Here is a 17633-nt window from a genome sequence, read left to right as displayed (position 1 = left end):
ACTGATTTGTTTGGTTTAACAACCCCCAATGTTACGAATCACGGCCTTTTGAAAGAATGACCTTGGTCAAAAATCCAAAGTAAAGTTACAACAAACCTTCCAACTTTTAGTCTTCCCAAACGGCATAGCCAAAACCAGCCGCTCCAAAACCGTTGCCATTGTACAATAAGTATTTTTTACCCTTGTGTTCGTAGCAATAAGCGTAGTCAATCATGTTGTAGTCAAAGTCTCCTGGCGTCTCTGATTTATGAATCCCTACCAAATGGTCTTTTCGCTCCCAATGTTCTCCATCCACCGATTCGGCATAGCCGAGGCGGTAACTTTGGTTGCGGTCGGTACGGTAGTCGCGCGTGTGGCGGAATGAATAGTACATTTTGTAAATACCGTCTTCCTTAAATACACTTGGACGACCAACCGCGTGCAAGAAATCATCAAAATCAAGCGTTGGTACGTCACTGATACTCCAGTGAATGCCATCGGTAGAAGTAGCCGACTGACAACGATAGTAAGGCTCAGGGTAGCCGTGAATATACTCACATTTATGGCCCGAAATGTACCACATTCGCCAAGTTCCATCTTCTTCGCGCATCACCGAAGGCTGCGCCGCCCAAATGGGATTTTGAATGCTACGATCCATGATGGGCCCCGTAAACATCTTATTAAAAGTCAGCCCTCCGTCTTGACTTACCGAAAGTCCCATCGAAAGACGGTATGAGTTGTGCGTACGGTTCCAGCCCGTGTAGTACAACCAAATATCGCCATTGGGCATATCGACAAACCACGCTGGCATGGCACCTGTTTCATCGTATTCGCCTGGGCCGCCAAGCTCCAATACGGGCTTGTCGTGGATGTATAAAATCTTTTTAGGGTCGTCGTAGTCCACGTCGATAAACGTAGGACGCGACTGTCCTTTATCGTCCCGCGACGAAAAATAAATGCGTAGAAAGTCAGGGTGCTTGTACGCATACGGCACTTGTGCGTGCGAACGACTGTGCGCCAATGACCCATCTGGTTTATAAATAACTCCTTTTTTTTGCCAAGCCATTTCAGTTTGCAGTTTACTGTTGACAGGTTTTACCCGTTTTCTGCTTTGTATTTTGATACTGTTAGTGTAGCAGGTTGCTCACAACCTGCTAAATTCGGGTTGTGAGCAACCCTTAGCACGATTAAAGTAGCCCCTTTGTTCGTTACACTAGATTTTGCGTCAGACGATAGTCAGACGCATACTACTAGGCTTTTTCTGCTCTCAAACGCCAGTTATCCACAAAATCTTTGCCAGGAATTGGCAAATCAATGTCAATTTCTGGGGCTTTTGCTGCTACGGTGTATTCCATTACGTAAAAGCAATTGCCGAAAATATAGTGCAACTTGAAGTTTTCAACGTTGGCGGGCAGGTCAGCAATCGGCACCTCGGCACGGAACAACGGATTTGCTTTCCAAAGCGTTTGGTACGTAGGCTCATTGCGAAGCCACGGCGCCATACTTTCGTCACCAATCACGACTTTTCCACCTACTTTTACCACGCGCGTAAGTTCCGCAAATGCTTTTTTACGCTCCGAAAACGTATTAATTCCTCCAAAGTGAAATACAGAATCAAATGTCCCGTCCGCAAAAGGCAAGTACGAGCCATTTCCCAAAAAGAAATGCACATTTACTTCCTCCGCTTTCAATTTTTGCGTTGCTAGACGCAACATATTGGGCGAAAGATCCGACAATACCGCCGTCCCACCTGGGCTAATTTGCTCAATAATCAAGGCCGAATCTTTGCCCGTTCCTGCTCCTACTTCAAGCACAGTTTGGCCAGGTTGCAAGTTCATCAATCCAATCATAAATTGGCGAGTTGCCACTTCGTCGGAGTGGTTCAATGTTTCAAACATCCACGAAACACCGCGGTCGTAGCGTTGATACGCTTGGTCGTAGAGGTGCTGCTCGCGGGCATCGTCTTCAAACAACTCACGCGGATGCACCATGTCGATGATGTTTGAATCCAACACAGGATAAACTGTGCCATCGGGAGCAATAAGCGATTGGCCATCTTCGGCAACTTGTAGCGGCTGTCCCGTTTTAGGGCAAACCAATGAAGCAAGGAATTGAGTATGTGTCATTTTATTAGGATTCTAAGCTAATCATCAAGAGGGTCAAAATTAACGCAACTTTTATACTTTGGCAAAGTTGGTTTCTATACCAAAGCATAGATTTATTATTCGGTTCGTACAAAAACGCGGGTATTTTCTACTTCTCCCACCAGCCGATAGTGCGCATCAACCAAGGCTTTTAGTTCGGGGAAGGCTTCGTGGGCTTGTGTCGAGCGGTCGTAGAGCCACAAGCTATTGGGTCCCACCGCATCGACAAACACTTTTGGGCTATTTTGCTTTAAATCAGCCAGATAGCGTTTGTAATAAATCTCCCGCATCGGGTGCGGATAAATACATCGCTCCGAATGGTTCTCGGCCGTTCCTTGGGGCATTTGTGTTTCTACGTGGTACCGACACATCCAACCCCAAATCACCAAGCGGTCGTTAGAGGAAGCGTACTGTTGAATCAATTTTGACACTTGACTTACAGGCACGCGGTGGTCGGCCGTCGAAAGATAAGCATTAAGCGGTTCGCGTTTCAACACTTTGTACCCAAACCAGCCTACCCACACACCCGCGGTGAGTATTGCCAGCGCCACCATCGTTTTGGATTGTGTGACCAAGGTATTGATACCCAACGCAGCCATCAATCCAAATGGATAGATACACAGGTTGAGGTAATGTACAAAATCATTTCCCGACTTCGTGGCGGCATACAACGCTGTCAACAGCCAAAGCACGGCAAAATAGAACAATATTGTTTTATTTTTTCCTCCTTTAAAAGCCAGCAATACCAACGGCAAGGTGGTCAGCAAAAACGCCATAAAACTGGGGCTTTTGGCAAAAAAGTGCGGTAAACGAAGAATCGAATCTATCACAGAACTGCCACCTGCATAAATGAGGTTTCCAAGAACGTAAAAATTCCAAAAATCGTCGAGCACATCATACGTCCACGCCCACACCAAGGTCAATATCGGGAACGTCACAGCCCCAAGCACCAAGGCACTGAGTTTGGTCATCCGTTTCTCCGTATTCCACCCCTGTATTATCGCAAATAGCCCAATCACCGCAGCTTGAGGGACTACTTGAATTTTAGCAAAAGGACTCATGCCTAAGACCAGCCCAAGCAAAAACCAAGGGGCTATTTTGGGCGAAGGATTCCAATTTTTAGACAATAGCCAAAGCCCTATATTTAATATCAAAACGGGGAGTTGTTCGCTTGAATAATGCACATAATCAGCTTCTTGTGTAAAAGCGAGCAAAAACAACGGCGGCAGTAGCGCAACACGCGCAGCGTTTTCTCCCCACCAATTTTTCACACTGCGGTAGAAAAACCACAAACTTCCCAGCACACAAAGCAAGCCCACCAAGCGCCCCGAGGTATAATCTATCGCCCGCCCGAAAAACGACGGCAGCAAGAGCGCATAATTATCAAGGGGGCCAATCGTAGTTCCGTCCACCGACTGCCAATAAATAGGATACTGCTTGAGCGTAATGGCGTGCGCCAACATTTGGCTTTCGTCGGGGTTAATTTCTTGGTTGAAAATCACCACGGGCAAGCGCATAAATAACAACAACGCCGCCGACAAACCCAGAAAAAGGATTTCTTGAAAGTTCTTATTTTTCAATAATGTCAGCACCACTATCGCTCCTGCAAGAAGATAGCCAAGGGCAAAATACACTATTGGAAAATCGTCGAAACTCAACACAATTGCTTATTGGTTATTCGCTGATGAACACTGATTTTAATTTATGTCTTCTACTTTCTCAATAAAGTCGCGGTACTGAAGCACGGGAATAAACTGTTGTTGGGTACGGTATTGAAGCACCATAAAAACAAGAAAAAGCGAAATCAAAAACGACTGAAGTACCACAATCAACAAGGCCGAACTAAGCGTAGAGGCCCAACCTGGTGAGGCGTCGTTCATCCATTTCAAAAACAATACGATACAAATCACCAACAACGCAGCCAATGACATCCCAATCGAAAAGATTAAAATGCGAACCGCCGTTACGTCAATCAGCACCGAGATGGTACTCAGCCCGTGTAACACCAGCGACACAAAGTTCATTTTACTTTCTCCCGCCAAACGTTTTCCACGTTCAGTGGGTATCGCTACGTACGGAATCCGCGATCTAATAATGCCCCCAGGAAAGTTGTTCCATATTTCGGAAACGCGCACAAGATTTTGCAAACGTCGTTGAGGAATCAAAGAGAAGTTTCCAAACGTAATCACTTTACCCGTCAACTGACGAAAGATAAATTTATAAATACCGTAGAAAAAACGAAAAGTAAAGCTCTCTTGCCGTTTGGTACGCTGGGCAAACACGATACGGTCGGGAGATTGCTCTGAAGCAGCCACCAAGGCATTGATGTCTTTGGGAGCGTCTTCGCCATCGGCATCCATCACAATCACTTTTTCGCAAGATACCTCTTTGGCAATGTAAGACAACCCAATCGCAATGGCCCGTTGATGACCCAAATTGCGATATAGACGCACAATTTGCACCTGTTGCCCCCGAAACGCTACCAAATGTTCTAAATCCTGACTAGAACAATCATCTACAATAACCAAAGACGTAGTGGCCAACAATTCGGCCACTACGTCTTGATTAATGCGTTCGATAAGCAGGTTTAACGCCTCCCAATCGTTGTATTGCGGTATGAGTATGACGTATTTTGAAGTCATTGAGTGTGTTATCAGTTTAACAGATAACAGTTCTACACAGTCATCGCCAAACGAGCTGCGATACCGTCGTGGATTTGAACAAGTGTTTGTTCGAGGTTATAAGTCCAGTTCCAGTCTGGGTAGTGGCTCTTGAATTTCGTCAAGTCACTTACGTACCAAATGTGGTCGCCGATACGGTTGGTTTCTGAGTAGTGGTAAGTCAGTTTTTTACCCGCAATTTTCTCACAAATGGCGATTGCTTCCAACATTGAACAGTTGGCATAACGGCCACCACCCGCGTTGTAAGCTTCTCCTGGGCGTGGATTTTGGTAGAAATGCCAAAACATATTTACCAAGTCGTAGCTGTGAATGTTGTCACGTACTTGCTTTCCTTTGTAGCCAAAAATGGTGTAAGGATTGTTGGTAATCGTACACTTCATCAAATAAGCCAAAAAGCCGTGCAACTGCGCACCTGAGTGGTTAGGGCCAGTCAAACATCCACCACGGAATACTCCTACTTTCATGCCAAAATAACGGCCGTACTCTTGGCACATAATATCTGCCGCTACTTTCGACGCTCCGAAGATAGAGTGTTTGGTATGGTCAAGGCTGTGGTGCTCGTCGATACCATTTTTGAAGTATGCGTGGTCTTCCGAAATTTCCCAACGACTTTCTAGCTCCACCAATGGCAAGTAGTTAGGATTATCTCCATACACTTTGTTGGTAGAAGTAAAGATAAATACTGCTTCTGGGCAGTTTTGGCGGGTCATTTCGAGCATATTGAGCGTTCCGACCGCGTTTACCCCAAAGTCAGTAAAAGGCTCACGTGCTGCCCAGTCGTGGCTTGGTTGAGCCGCTGCATGAACGATTAATTTAATATCGGCGCCATATTCTTTAAAAATAGGCTCCAACTGACTTACTTCACGAATATCAGCGCTGTAGTGCTTATAGTTAGTGTATGCATCTTGCAAACGGTTGCGGTTCCATTCCGTGTTTCCGTCTTGCCCAAAGAAATATTGACGTAAATTATTATCTACCCCAATCACGAGGTCAAATTTATCAGCAAAAAAAGCGACCGACTCGCTTCCAATCAATCCAGCCGAACCAGTGACAAGTGCAATGTTCATACAAGAATCGTCTTTTGAAGTGTTATGTATATTGGAAAATTTCTATTTTTCTCTTTTAAAGGCGTAAAATAAGTCAAAAAAGTTCAATTCGCCTAATCCGTAAAATAAGTCAGTTAGTCGGCTTTCTCCAGTTTAAAACTAAAGGTTGTCCCTTTTTCCACTTTGCTCGCTACCGAAATCTTTGACCCGTGGGCACTCAAAATATGCTTCACAATGGCCAGCCCCAGTCCAGTTCCTCCTTTTTCACGCGAGCGGCTTTTGTCCACCCGATAAAACCGCTCAAACAAACGCGGCAAGTGTTCCGACGGAATCCCAGGGCCATTGTCACGTACGGATATTACAAAATGTTTTTTCTCTTCCTCAAAATGGACAACGACTTTTCCGTTGTCATTTCCGTATTTAATGGCATTTTCGATGAGGTTTGTCATCACTTGCGTGATTCGATAGGCATCGGCTTTTACCCAGACGTGTGCCAGTTGGTCGGGTTTAATTTTTAGGAGAGTTTTGCGCAGGTTTGCTTTGTGTTCAAGCTGCTCACAGACTTCCAAGGTCAGCAAACGCAAGTCCACCATTTCCTTGTGCATTCGGATTTCCCCCGTTTCCATCTGCGACAGTGCCACCAAATCTTTGACGAGTGCGTCGAGTCCATCCAAGCTTTTGGCGGCTTTTTGCAGAAATTTATCCCGCACTTTCACATCGTCCATGGCACCGTCCAAGAGGGTATGAATAAACCCTTGCGCGGCAAAAATGGGGGTCTTTAATTCGTGCGAAACATCCGCCAAAAACTCCCGACGGAATATTTCTAGTTTTTTTAGTTCGTCGATTTCTTGCTGCTTCCGAGCCACATAGACAAAAATCTCTTGGTTGAGTTTTTTCAACGGATTGGCATCGCTCACAATCGACTTTCTTGGAAAGCTAAAGTCCTTGAGTTTCAGGCGTTGAATGGTCTGGTGCATTTTGGTCACTTCACGGTACACCAAAATCTCAATAGCGTACATTATCAGAAAAAAAGCGGCCGAAAAACTGGCAAGACCTGCCACAAAAAACATACTTCCGTTGGTACCGCTCACAAACGAAAGAAAGGTCACAGTAATGGCTGAAATGGCCAAAGCAAGTAAGAAAGCAATGATACGTGGCGTAAATCGCATGAGGGTAAAGATGTCTCTGCCGCAAAGTTACGCAAATATTTTTCCTGAAATTTTAAGAAAATGTTTTGTCTTATGCTTGACTATCTGTAACTTTGCGCTCCGTTTTGAAATTTTTGAAAAGCAATGGCAAAGAAAGGTAACAGAATACAAGTAATTTTGGAATGTACGGTTCAAAAGGAATCAGGCGTTCCTGGCATGTCGCGTTACATCACGACAAAGAACCGTAAAAACACACCTGCCCGTATGGAAATGAAGAAATACAATCCATACTTGAAGAAAGTAACGGTTCACAAAGAAATTAAATAATTTGTTATTTGTTGATCGTTAACTAGTTAATTGGTACTGTTAAACGATTGAACACTAACTTTTAACAATCTTAACTGATACTTACAATGGCAAAGAAAGTAGTTGCAACCCTGAAAAAAGAAGGTGGTAAGACTTATGCTAAGGTGATTCAAGCTGTGAAATCTCCAAAGACTGGTGCTTACACTTTTAAAGAGGTTATCGTTCCTACCGATGAGGTACAGGCTGCGTTGAAAAACTAATTCGCAATCTCTGTTACCGTAACGATATTCTAAGAAAGTCCCCATGAGGGACTTTTTTTGTTGTACATTTGTGGCAGAATTTATACAAACGATAACATGGGTTTATTTGATTTTTTCTCGAAAGAAAAAAAAGAGACGCTCGATAAAGGGCTCGAAAAATCAAAAGAAAGCTTCTTTGGGAAATTGAGCCGCGCACTCGTCGGTAAATCAACCGTTGATGAGGAAGTTTTAGATGAGTTAGAGGAGATTCTAATTAGCTCAGACGTAGGCGTTGGCACTACCGTCAAAGTCATTGAACGCATCGAAGCACGCGTCTCAAAAGACAAATATACAAGCACTGGCGAGCTCGACCGTATCCTTCGTGACGAGATTGCCGCCTTGCTTACCGAGAATCAATCACTTGATATTAAAGACAGCTTTGAAACCGACAACCTACCGAAACCTTATGTCATTATGGTTGTGGGGGTAAACGGCGCGGGCAAAACAACGACCATTGGAAAACTGGCCCACCAATTCAACAAACGTGGTAAGAAGGTAGTCTTGGGCGCAGGTGATACTTTCCGCGCTGCTGCTGTAGATCAGCTCAAAACCTGGGGACAGCGCGCTGGCGTGCCCGTTATCGACCACGGCATGAATACCGATCCCGCTGCCGTGGCGCACGATGCCGTCAAGAAAGGGGTAGAAATGGGGGCTGATGTGGTGATTGTAGATACCGCAGGGCGTTTACACACCAAAGTAAACTTGATGAACGAGCTAACGAAAATCAAGCGTGTGATGCAAAAAGTCTTACCCGAAGCTCCCCATGAAGTATTGCTAGTGTTAGATGGAAGCACAGGCCAAAACGCAGTGATTCAGGCACGTGAATTTACCAAAGCCACCGAAGTTACTTCACTGGCGATTACGAAACTCGATGGTACGGCCAAAGGTGGCGTTGTGATTGGTATTTCGGACGAGTTTAAAATCCCTGTCAAATACATTGGCGTAGGCGAACGCATGGATGACTTACAGGTATTTGACCGTGCCCAATTTGTCGATTCTTTATTTAAGAAATAACCGCCCAAAAGCACGAACAAAAAGAAAGCCGACCCTCAAGAGAGTCGGCTTTTATATTTTGCCTAATCAGGCGCTTCAGTTTACTAGAAACGGAAGTGCGAGAACGCTTTGTTGGCTTCAGCCATACGGTGCGTATCGTCTTTCTTCTTCACAGAAGCACCTTCACCTTTTGATGCCGCAACGATTTCAGCCGCCAAACGGTCACGCATGGTTTTTTCACCGCGCAAACGAGCGTACTTAATCATCCACTTCATACCCAAAGCAACTTTACGATCTGGACGAACTTCAGTTGGAACTTGGAAGTTGGCACCACCTACACGGCGGCTTTTTACCTCTACAGCAGGCATTACGTTGTTCAACGCACGACGCCAGATTTCAAGGCCACTTTCGTTAAGACGTTTTTCAGCAATTTCCAATGCACCGTAGAAAATTTCGTACGCTGTACTTTTTTTACCTTCCAACATCAAGTTGTTCACAAACTTGGTTACCATTACGTCCCTGTACTTAGGGTCAGGCAATAGGTATCTTTTTTTAGGTTTTGCTTTTCTCATTGTACTGAGTTGTTAATCAATGTAGGTTTCGTTTTTCAACTGATTCATCCCGAACTAGCTTCGGGATTACTACCCTTTTATGCTATAATGTACTATGCAAACAAAAGGACGAACGCTCACGCGTTTTAATTACTTCTTCTTACCTGGTGCTGGTTTTCCACCCTTTCCTACTGGAGCTACTTGTCCTGGTTTCGGACGTTTAGCGCCATAAAGTGAGCGGCTTTGTTTACGACCGTTTACACCTGCGGTATCAAGCGCACCACGAACGATGTGGTAACGTACCCCTGGAAGGTCTTTCACACGACCACCACGCACCAATACGATTGAGTGCTCTTGGAGGTTGTGTCCTTCGCCTGGGATATAAGCGTTGACTTCCTTCATGTTTGACAAACGTACACGCGCAACTTTGCGCAAAGCCGAGTTTGGCTTCTTCGGGGTCGTAGTGTATACACGCGTACATACACCGCGACGTTGTGGGCAAGAATCTAAGGCTGGTGACTTAGATTTCCACGTCATTTGTTCGCGTCCTTTGCGTACTAACTGTGAAATAGTTGGCATTTTATACTGTTTTTTTCAAAAATGGTTATACCATCCCAAAAATGGGAGTGCAAAAATAGAAGATTATCTTCTGATCACCAAGAATATACGCTAAGTTTTTTTAGTAAGTATTCTATTTAGAGAAAATTACTCCCAAAATAGTGGTTCAATATAAAAAACCGAATAACCACAAGGGGATGACATTAGTATAACCTATTTCAATGTCATCTTTCACAATCCAAGCGTTGGATAATGCGGCTATTTGCTTCTTTTTTTTGTTTTTTCCTCCTACCTCTAACGTATAAGCACTATCCACCACAAAATCACCTTGTTCAGCTAATACCAAATGGTGTCCTTTGTTACAAAGTTGGTTTGCCACAAATGTTTCTCGCAATGTGCCTTCATTAGGCGTTTTACCTAACGCATAATTGAAATTCGTATTCTCCAAAACAATTTTGTCAGGCTTTTGAAGTACCGAAGTTCCATGGCCTTCTTTGTGAATATTACGAATAATGGCCGCTTGTTCTAAATGTTGGAGCCACATAAGTACCGTATTTCGGCTAACTTGTAGTACCGTAGCTAATTCTTGGATATTGGGGATGTAGGGGACTGTATCAGCCAATATGCCCAACAATCTTCGAATTTTAGACTGGTGGCTTGCTGAGTAATCGTGTAAGAACGCCAAATCAAACCCTAATACGGCATCAATGAGTTGGAAAGTTCTGGTAGCATATTCTTGCCCTGAGGAGGTTTGAACTCCGAATGGCAAGTATCCCGTTTGAAGATAGTTTTTGAAATGTAACAACGGAGACTTCAGCGTTTTCATCAGCTCCATTGCTACCATTTGGTGGTTTTCAAGTAAATCGTTTAATGAAAAGGAAGGCAAGTCGGCCAATTCATAGAGCGATAAATACTCTCGAAATGACATCCCGTGCAACGTTACACTCAATGCCCTTCGACTCAAATCGGCTTCTCCTCGGTAAATATCAAGGGCAGATGAAGCCGTAAAAAGTACCCGCATTTCAGGAAAGCCATCATAAATATTCTTTAACTCCGCCGACCAATGAGCGTATTTATGCACTTCATCAATAACTAGCAAACGCCCACCCTGTTTGTGCCATTCTTCAGCGGTTTCGAGCAATGAATGTTGGTAAAACCACGGATGGTCAGCTGTGACATACAAGGACGTTGACAACGACTGCGTTTTAAAATATTGCAGCAACAAAGTTGTTTTCCCTACTCCTCTAATCCCTTTTACACCTACTAAACGGCTGTGAAAAGGAATTTGTGGATACAAATACCGCTTAAATGTCACTGGAGTAGTTTGCAGTATATTGTTTTGAAACGAGAACAGTTTATCCATAAAAACGTTTTGATTTCAAAACAAATATACACATTCTGTCAAGCTTTTATGTTACAAATCGCTATTTTATCCCTTCCTTGGCTAAGTCGGCGTAGCCACCGCCCTGCAAATTGTAGATTAATTTAAAGCCTGACTCTTTTAAAATTTGAGATGCCTTCGTACTACGCCCTCCCACCGCACAATACACAAAAACGGGTTTGGTTTTATCCAGCTTTTGGACTTGCTCTTTGAATGCTGGGTCGTTGTAATTAATACATTGCGATGATGCTATTTTTCCCGCATTCCATTCGTTGGGGGTACGCACGTCCAACAATTGAGCATTGGGTGTGGTCTTGAGTTTTTGAATAAAGTCTTTAGGGGCTAAGTTTTCTTGGGCACGCAAGGAGGTGCCAGCCAATAGCACAATAACAAAAGTAAAGGTTGCAAGCAGCGTTTTCATGTTATGAAAAAAGTTAAGATAAAAACAGTTCTTTGAATAAAACGTAAAAGCCCATCACGAGCACAAAATAACCAAAAATTGGCTTTAATTTATCACCACTGATTTTGCGGGCCAGCGAACTCCCTAGTAAAATACCGATGACTGCAAGGGTAGAAAAATGCACAAGAAATGGCCAATTGATGAGCGAATGGAATTCGTAATCGCGCCAAAAACCCGTTAGGGAGTTCGTTGCAATGATGACTAACGATGTCCCTACGGCCTGTTGCATCGGAAGGCGAGCAATCAGCACCAGCGCTGGAATAATCAAAAAACCTCCTCCCGCTCCCAACAATCCCGTGATTCCGCCCACTAAAAAACCCTTGAGCAACATATTTATGACGTGCCAGTACCCACCTGCTGATGGATTGCTATTCCTTGGGAATTGGTTTGGCGGATTTTTTATCATCGAAAATGATGAAAAAACCATCAAAACCGCAAACAATGCCAGTAAAAAGCTCGAACGAGAAAGAATAAAAGTACCCGCTTGAAGTATTGGGTTGGGAATAAGGGGTAACAAATAGGTACGCGTCAAAAACACACTCACTACCGAAGGAATTCCAAAAGTTAACGTCAGCGGCCAATGAATATGCCCCGCACCCGCTCGGACCGTGGCTCCGACCAAGCTCGTGAGCCCCACAATAAAAAGAGAATAAGTGGTGGCTATAAGTGGCTCAACGCCAAACAAATATACTAAAATGGGTACGGTAAGAATAGCTCCTCCGCTACCAATAAGTCCCAAGCAAAGCCCCATCACAAGCGCTCCTGCGTACCCAATGATTTCCATAAAAGTAAAGCACAGCTAGGAGGATGGTTTGGCGACTAGCTGTGCTTTACAAATTTACAGCAACTTTTCTTCTAAGGCTAATTTTACCAATTCAGCCGCATTATGTACTTGAAGGCGGCGCATCATGTTGGCACGGTGGTTGTCAACAGTACGCACACTAAGATCAAGAGTGTCAGCGATTTGACGGCTACTCATGCCTTCAACCAGCAATTTTAGCACTTCTTTTTCTTTTTTGGAAAGTAATGTTTTTCGTGATTCCGACGCTTTCTCCACTTTTTGAACCTGCGACAAATACCCATTCACAATCACCGCTGCTACCGAAGGGTTGAAGTATTTTTCGCCATTTTTGACCGAATGTAGCGCCGCCAAAATTTCATCACGCGTGGCATCTTTGAGCAAATAACCATACGCACCCGCTTCCACAGATTTGAGGATGTACGCGTCATCATTGTGCATTGATAAAATAACAGGTCGGATGGCAGTGCTTTGCTTCACTACTTTACCTACCAGCTCAATACCCGACATGCCTGGCATCGAAATATCAATAAGCATCACTTGGGGTTTTAAATAGGCGATTTTTTCGAGCGCTTCTTCGCCATTGGCGGCTTCACCAATGACTTCGATTTCGTCGGTACTTTCTAAAATCGACCGCAGCCCATTTCGGACTATTGTGTGGTCATCGACGAGTACTACTTGGATTTTCTTCATGTTGTTAGTTATGTTGAGGAATATTTACAATTATTTCGGTGCCTTGGCCTACCGTCGAGTGAATTTTGATTTTTCCATCCAGCAAACGCGTACGTTCTTGGAGGTTAGTCAAGCCATGCGTAGGAACGAGCGTTGCTTGCGTTTTTTTATTGATTCGGACCCCTTTGCCGTTGTCGGTAATTTTGAGTACAATGTCTTTTTCTTGACGAAAAATACGAACGGCAATATTGGTGGCTTGCGCGTGTTTGACGGCATTATGAATGGCCTCTTGGGCAATTCGGTAAAGCCCTATTTCAATCCGTGGATCAAAACGTTCGTCGTTAAGATTTGACTCAAAAACCAACGGCGCGCCTGTATTTCTGACGGTAGAATCCACGAGCTGTTTTAGGGCTAACTTCACCCCAAAATCATTCAGAACGGTAGGCATCAGGTTGTTGGAAATCCCTCGCACTTCTTGGATTGTTTGCCCCACCAATTGTCGAAGGTTTATGGCTTGTTGACGGTCTTTTTCCGACCATCCCGTTCCATTTGAAAAGCTTTCGGCCATCAATTTCAGCCCAGTTAGCATCTGCCCTACCCCATCGTGAAGTTCTTTGGAAAGGCGACGGCGCTCTTCTTCTTGCCCTTGCAGCAGCGCTGATGTATGGATTTTCTGCTCTTTTAGCTCTTGGCGGTGCCGATGCTGCGTTACTTCTAGCAACTTGGCCTGCGTAGCCCGCAATTCCTGATAGGCTTTTTGAAGTTCTTGATTGGCCTGATGCGTTTTTTCGCGCGCTTCTATGAGCTGATGAAGCGTTTCGGAAAGTTTTACGACGGCGGGGCGAAAAATAAATAATCCCTCAACTAACAAAATACAAAGCGTAAAAGCCATCAGCCAAAGTTCAATGCGTCGAAGCGTTGTAACTTTGGCTTTGGCTTCTTGGTCGTATTGAAATACAATCCGATCCATTTTACGCAAAAACACAAGTTCATGCGCAAAGATATTTTTTAGGTGAACATCCACATTTCCTTCGCGGGCGGGCTGTTTGAGCCAGCCGATGACCGCATGGGTACTGCGCGCAATTGCCTGAAAATGCGCATCAATGTCTTCAAACATCGCCCGTACGGTATCGCTGTTGACCGATGTCGCCTTAATATCCCGAAGATTTCCCGTTTTTAATTGGTCGTGGTGATCTTCCCAATCGCGTAACACCTTTTTTAACTCTGTCACGTGCGTTGCTTTATCGGCCAAATCTGGTCGCTGGGTAAGTAAGAGGACACTTTTGGCAATCAACTGACTTTGAAAGCGCTGGCGGCCCGCATAATTCACCAGCCAAGAGTCGTGCAACGACCCCTCCAAGGAATTTTGAACCAATAATTGTCCGAGTATCGTCAGAAATGCAACCAACGATAAGGCCATGATATACAGCCGAGTAAAACGTTTAGGTACGCGTAATGGCATAAGTTGGAATGTTAAATTCCGATAAACACAAACCCATCTTCTATCTTGACGGGATAGACATTAATGCAATAATCTTCGCCTTGTAAATTCAGTCCTGTCTCAAGGGAAAACGTTTTTTTATGAAAAGGGCAAGCCACTTTCGGATGCCCCTGCTGGTCGCCAATCATCCCACGGCTCAGGGCCATTTGATGTTTGTGGGGACATTCGTTGTCGGTCGCGTACCATTTATCAAGTTGTTTGAAATGAAACACCGCAATTTGTTTGTCGTTGTATTTAACACAAGCACCACCATTTTCGGGAAAAGCAGAAACGGGTGCTGCTTTGAACCAAGTAGTAGGTTGATTATTCATTTTTAATTCAGTTTTAGGGTGAAACTTGGATAGATTACCAATCTGCAGGGCGTTTTTGTCCACGCATCTCCACAAACTCCAACGTTGGATCAGGCTCCTCCACATTGACAAAATGGGAAAAACGCGCCCTGATTTCAGGCGTTTCTACTGCCACTCGCCACTCATCGTGGTACGTATCGACCAAGTATTGCAGCTCTTGCTCCAATTCCGCCGCAATCCCTAAACTATCATTGATAATCACGTCGCGGAGGTACTCCATTCCCCCTTCTAATTTATTGAACCAAGTAGCCGTGCGTTGGAGTGGTTCAGCGGTTTTGATGTAAAACATCAAGAAACGGTCGATGTACTTCAAACAAGTTTCATCGTCGAGGTCGCTGGCCAGCAGCAACGCGTGTTGAGGCTTGATTCCGCCGTTTCCGCATACGTACAGATTCCACCCTTTTTCGGTTGCGATGATGCCAAAATCTTTGCTTTGGGCTTCGGCACACTCACGCGTACAGCCCGAAACGGCGCTTTTGAGCTTATGTGGCGAACGAATTCCTTTGTATCGGTTTTCTACCCGAATCGCAAAGCCGACCGCATCTTGTACCCCAAATCGGCACCACGTACTTCCCACACAACTTTTGACCGTACGCAATGATTTTCCATAAGCGTGGCCACTTTCAAAGCCTACTTCGAGCAATTCTTCCCAAATAAAAGGCAGTTGCTCAACTCGCGCTCCGAATAAATCAACCCGCTGTCCACCAGTAATTTTACAATACAAATCATACTTTTTAGCGACCGTTCCGAGCGCAATAAGTTGTTCGGGGGTAATTTCTCCACCTGGTACACGGGGCACGACTGAATACGTCCCTCCTCGCTGAATATTGGCCATAAAACGGTCGTTCGTGTCTTGAATCACCGCCTGTTTGGCAATCACATCGTTATAAATACTAGCCAACATCGAAGCAACAGCTGGCTTACAAACCTCGCAGCCACACCCTTTTCCAAACTTCGCTACCACTTCATCGTAGGTACGTGTCCCCGACGTTTGAATCAAGTGATACATTTCTTGGCGCGAATAATCGAAGTGCTCGCAAAGCACTTTTTTTACTACTTTACCTTGCTTTTTGAGCGTTTCTGTCAACAAATCAGATAGCATAGGAACACAACCTCCGCAGCCTGTTCCTGCTTTTGTGCATTTCTTGATGGCCGCTACATCGGGCAAGTTGTGTTCTTCAATGGCTTGACAAATCGCACCTTTGGTAATGTTTTCGCACGAACAAATACTGGCCTCGTCTGGTAAGTCGGCAATACCAGCTCCCGCTGAGGCACCATCACCTTTGCGCGCAGGCAGCACCAAGTCTTCGGGATTAGGCGGCAATACCAAACGATTTTTGACCGTTTGAAGAAGCATATTGTAGTTTTCAGCTTCTCCTACCAAAATCCCCCCTAACAGGTATTTTCCATCAGTCGTCACATTCAGACGTTTATAAATACCTTTGAGTTTATCTTCCACTATAATGGTATCGTGGGGCGTTTGTTCACAGAAAGGCTCGCCAAAACTTGCCACATCGACGCCGATGAGTTTTAGTTTTGTGGACATATCAAACGCCTTAAAAAGCCCCCTTTCTCCCAAAGAGGGAACAATAGTAGTCTCCCCATTGGAAGAGAGGATTGTCAGGTTCTTTGCAACTACCTCAGCCATTTCATAACCAGGAGCCACAAGGCCATAAATCATGCCTTTGTGTAAAGCACATTCGCCGATGGCATAAATATCGGTATCGGAAGTTTGTAGCTCGTCGTTTACCATAATTCCTCCGCGTGGGCCTACTGCCAAGCCTGCTTGTTTTGCCAGCTCGTCGCGGGGGCGTATTCCTGCCGAAATCACGACCATATCCACCTCCAAGGAGGTTCCATCCGCAAACGAAAGCCTAGCAACTGCCGCTCCTCCGTCAAAGTGTGACGTGTTTTTATTGAGGTGTATTTGAATCCCCAAGGCTTCCATTTTTCGTTTGAGCATACCAGCTCCCGCCGCGTCCAATTGCCGTGGCATGAGTCGCGGCGCAAACTCCACTACGTGGGTCTCAAGGCCCAAATCGAGGGTTGCTTTGGCGGCTTCTAGCCCCAAAAGTCCTCCCCCAATCACCGCCGCACGCGTTGCGCCTTTGGAATAACCAATGATGGCGTCGAGGTCTTCGATGGTTCGATACACAAACACCCCTTCTTTTTCGACGCCTGGCACGGAAGGAACAAAGGCCCCTGAGCCCGTAGCCAACACCAGCTTGTCGTAAGGAATTTGTAGCCCTGTGTGGGTCTGAACATAGTGAGCTGCGGGGTCAATCTTGACCACACACTCCCCAGTAAGTAGTTGGATGCCGTGCTCGGCATACCAACTTGCGGGAGCCATTGTCAGTTCTTCGACTGACGTGCCCGAAAAATACGCGGAGAGATGAACCCGATCGTACGCTGGACGAGGTTCTTCACCAATTACCGTGATAGAAAATAGGCCGCCACCTACTTTTGTCAGCAACTTTTCGCAGAACTTATAGCCTACCATTCCGTTGCCTACTACCACTACCTTTAGCGGTTGTGTCATGGAGAAAATTGTTTTTACAATCCCTAATTTAATCCTCTATATGTACTTCAATTTTTAATGAGTAATTCTTATAAAAGTTGAATCCTGTGCTACTTAGAACAAAAACCAAATATTTTGATTTTTACAATTTTTACAGCATTGGTGGTTATTTTTAAAACCAGCTTTTGCAAAAATAGAATATTATTTCCTACAAATACTTAAAAATAATACTTAATTTTGAAAAAAT

18 protein-coding genes are annotated in these 17633 nt (G+C 44.7%); 3 read left to right on the top strand and 15 right to left on the bottom strand.

The genetic code is table 11. The features are described from left to right. Nucleotides 1-106: 106 nt before the first annotated feature. From K339_RS0112425 to K339_RS0112400, 6 genes are all read right to left on the bottom strand, one after another. Nucleotides 107-1045: a glycoside hydrolase family protein gene (locus tag K339_RS0112425; RefSeq protein ID WP_028523865.1), complete on the bottom strand. Its 939-nt coding sequence runs from the start codon at nt 1043-1045 to the stop codon at nt 107-109. 184 nt (nt 1046-1229) lie between these two features. Continuing rightward, a complete protein-coding gene (locus tag K339_RS0112420; RefSeq protein ID WP_028523864.1) occupies nt 1230-2105 on the bottom strand; it encodes a class I SAM-dependent methyltransferase in 876 nt (291 codons plus the stop codon). Between the two features lie 95 nt (nt 2106-2200). Next, complete coding sequence (locus tag K339_RS0112415; RefSeq protein WP_028523863.1) at nt 2201-3784, bottom strand: glycosyltransferase family 39 protein; 1584 nt, start codon at nt 3782-3784, stop codon at nt 2201-2203. A 36-nt stretch (nt 3785-3820) separates the two neighbouring features. After that, nucleotides 3821-4765: a glycosyltransferase gene (locus K339_RS0112410; protein WP_028523862.1), complete on the bottom strand. Its 945-nt coding sequence runs from the start codon at nt 4763-4765 to the stop codon at nt 3821-3823. 32 nt (nt 4766-4797) lie between these two features. Continuing rightward, nucleotides 4798-5871, bottom strand: a complete 1074-nt coding sequence (locus K339_RS0112405) for an NAD-dependent epimerase/dehydratase family protein (RefSeq protein WP_028523861.1) — start codon at nt 5869-5871, stop codon at nt 4798-4800. A 113-nt stretch (nt 5872-5984) separates the two neighbouring features. After that, nucleotides 5985-7019: a sensor histidine kinase gene (locus K339_RS0112400; protein ID WP_028523860.1), complete on the bottom strand. Its 1035-nt coding sequence runs from the start codon at nt 7017-7019 to the stop codon at nt 5985-5987. Nucleotides 7020-7142: 123 nt separating this feature from the next. Between K339_RS0112400 and rpmG the strand changes: the two genes are divergently transcribed. The 3 genes from rpmG to ftsY all read left to right on the top strand — a co-directional run bounded on the left by rpmG (nt 7143) and on the right by ftsY (nt 8617). Next, complete coding sequence (gene rpmG, locus K339_RS0112395; protein ID WP_028523859.1) at nt 7143-7325, top strand: 50S ribosomal protein L33; 183 nt, start codon at nt 7143-7145, stop codon at nt 7323-7325. Nucleotides 7326-7411: 86 nt separating this feature from the next. After that, nucleotides 7412-7564: a DUF4295 domain-containing protein gene (locus K339_RS36650; RefSeq protein WP_084332196.1), complete on the top strand. Its 153-nt coding sequence runs from the start codon at nt 7412-7414 to the stop codon at nt 7562-7564. A 96-nt stretch (nt 7565-7660) separates the two neighbouring features. Beyond that, a complete protein-coding gene (gene ftsY, locus K339_RS0112385; protein ID WP_028523858.1) occupies nt 7661-8617 on the top strand; it encodes a signal recognition particle-docking protein FtsY in 957 nt (318 codons plus the stop codon). Between the two features lie 83 nt (nt 8618-8700). On the opposite strand, the gene rpsG is transcribed toward ftsY, so the two are convergent. The 9 genes from rpsG to nirB form a co-directional block, all read right to left on the bottom strand. Continuing rightward, a complete protein-coding gene (rpsG, locus tag K339_RS0112380) occupies nt 8701-9168 on the bottom strand; it encodes a 30S ribosomal protein S7 (protein ID WP_028523857.1) in 468 nt (155 codons plus the stop codon). 129 nt (nt 9169-9297) lie between these two features. Next, nucleotides 9298-9726, bottom strand: coding sequence for a 30S ribosomal protein S12 (gene rpsL, locus K339_RS0112375; RefSeq protein ID WP_028523856.1), 429 nt, complete (start codon nt 9724-9726; stop codon nt 9298-9300). A 145-nt stretch (nt 9727-9871) separates the two neighbouring features. Then, nucleotides 9872-11068 carry an ATP-binding protein gene (locus K339_RS0112370; RefSeq protein ID WP_028523855.1) on the bottom strand — a complete coding sequence of 399 codons (1197 nt, stop codon included), beginning with the start codon at nt 11066-11068 and terminating at the stop codon, nt 9872-9874. A gap of 61 nt (nt 11069-11129) precedes the next feature. Further along, a complete protein-coding gene (locus K339_RS33545) occupies nt 11130-11507 on the bottom strand; it encodes a rhodanese-like domain-containing protein (RefSeq protein ID WP_028523854.1) in 378 nt (125 codons plus the stop codon). Between the two features lie 13 nt (nt 11508-11520). Next, on the bottom strand, nt 11521-12330 hold the full coding sequence (locus K339_RS0112360) for a sulfite exporter TauE/SafE family protein (RefSeq protein WP_028523853.1): 810 nt from the start codon (nt 12328-12330) through the stop codon (nt 11521-11523). A gap of 54 nt (nt 12331-12384) precedes the next feature. After that, on the bottom strand, nt 12385-13038 hold the full coding sequence (locus tag K339_RS0112355) for a response regulator (protein ID WP_028523852.1): 654 nt from the start codon (nt 13036-13038) through the stop codon (nt 12385-12387). 4 nt (nt 13039-13042) lie between these two features. Further along, on the bottom strand, nt 13043-14479 hold the full coding sequence (locus K339_RS0112350) for an ATP-binding protein (protein ID WP_028523851.1): 1437 nt from the start codon (nt 14477-14479) through the stop codon (nt 13043-13045). Between the two features lie 11 nt (nt 14480-14490). Further along, entirely contained in the window at nt 14491-14829 is a 339-nt protein-coding gene (gene nirD / locus K339_RS0112345; protein ID WP_028523850.1) for a nitrite reductase small subunit NirD, read from the bottom strand. A 34-nt stretch (nt 14830-14863) separates the two neighbouring features. Next, complete coding sequence (gene nirB / locus K339_RS0112340) at nt 14864-17407, bottom strand: nitrite reductase large subunit NirB (RefSeq protein WP_028523849.1); 2544 nt, start codon at nt 17405-17407, stop codon at nt 14864-14866. Between the last annotated feature and the right edge of the window lie 226 nt (nt 17408-17633).

The sequence above is a fragment of the Runella limosa DSM 17973 genome, assembly GCF_000482465.1.
Lineage (GTDB): Bacteria > Bacteroidota > Bacteroidia > Cytophagales > Spirosomataceae > Runella > Runella limosa.
This window is presented reverse-complemented; position numbering and strand designations above follow the sequence as displayed.